General features: G+C 65.1%; 1 protein-coding gene. It reads right to left on the bottom strand.

Features of this window, described 5'->3' with window-relative positions; translation table 11 throughout:
- Positions 1 to 11: 11 nt before the first annotated feature.
- The gene (locus tag KME78_RS63645; RefSeq protein ID WP_308127615.1) at positions 12 to 1,109 is read right to left on the bottom strand and encodes an IS630 family transposase; all 1,098 of its coding nucleotides are present in this window, start codon (positions 1,107 to 1,109) and stop codon (positions 12 to 14) included.
- Positions 1,110 to 1,199 lie beyond the last annotated feature (90 nt).

The following is a 1,199-nucleotide window of genomic DNA, read 5'->3' as shown; positions in this document are numbered from 1 at the left end:
CTAGTGGCCCGTCACGCAACCTTGGCCGGGTAACTGGTCCAGCTTCGGATAGGTGAAGTGGCGGCGAAGCTGGTCTTTGGTTGGGCACGGGCGTTGCGCCAGCGGACGTAGCCACCGATCGCCGTGTTCTGCTCGTCATGGGAACGGTGATCGGTGCCGTTCAAGGCGTAATAACGCAGGGCGGCGAACTCGGATTCGATCCAGTTCAACCACGAGCCGTAGGTCGGCAGGAACACCAGCTCGACGTCGTTGTCGGCGGCCCAGGCCCGGACCTGGGGATGCTTATGCGGCGAGTAGTTGTCCATGATCACATAAAGCCTCTCGCCGGGCCACCGTGAGCGCAGGGTCTTGAGGAAGGACAGAAACTCCCGCCACCGCTTTCGCCGACGGATGCGGTAGTACAGCTTGCCGGTGGCCAGATCCAGCGCGGCGAGCATGTGCATGACGCCGAAGTAGCGGTTGTAGGTGGCCCGCAGCCGGGCCGGACTTCCGGCCGGCCGCCACCGTTTACCCTTGCGGGGCAGCAGGTTCAACGGGCCGAACTCATCGACGCAGATCACCTTCCCGTCGGCGGGTGGGTGGTCGTATAACTCCAGCACCCGCTGCATCTTGGCGATGAAGTGCGGGTCGTTGGACGCCTTCCACGTGGTGGTGGTCTGCCAGCTCACGCCGCCCTTGCGCAGGATGCGCCGCAGGTGCTCGCGGCTAAGGGCGTCCACCACACCGCGGGCGACGAGGTGTTCGGCCAAGGTGCGCAAGCTCCAGGTGGAGTGGCCGGTGATGCCCCACTCGGCGGGGACCGTCCGGGCGATCAGGCAGATGTGCTCGCGCACCTGCTCACTGATCGCCGGTGGCCGGCCCCCGCTCCATTTTGGGTCCAGCGCGTCGAACCCCCGCTCGTTGAAGGCGTGGATGACATCGCGCACGTAATCCTCACCGACCTGCATCAACGAGGTGATGTCCGGCACGCTCTGGCCCTGGCCAGACATCATCACCACGATCGCCCGGCGCAGCTTGACCGGGTCCTTCGCAGTCCGGGTGATGCGCTGGATCTTTCGGCCCTCCTCCATCGACAAGGGCCGGACGAACACATCCGGTGGACGAGCCACGACTACCTCCCAGCTTTCAGAGGCAGCCAGCCTGACGGGTTCACCAGCCGAGATCAATTACCCGGTCAACGTTCCGGGACGGCCCACTAG

The sequence above is a fragment of the Nonomuraea guangzhouensis genome (assembly GCF_019396345.1).
Lineage (GTDB): Bacteria > Actinomycetota > Actinomycetes > Streptosporangiales > Streptosporangiaceae > Nonomuraea > Nonomuraea guangzhouensis.
The sequence above is the reverse complement of the archived record's forward strand: the minus strand, read 5'-3'. Positions and strand labels throughout refer to the sequence as shown.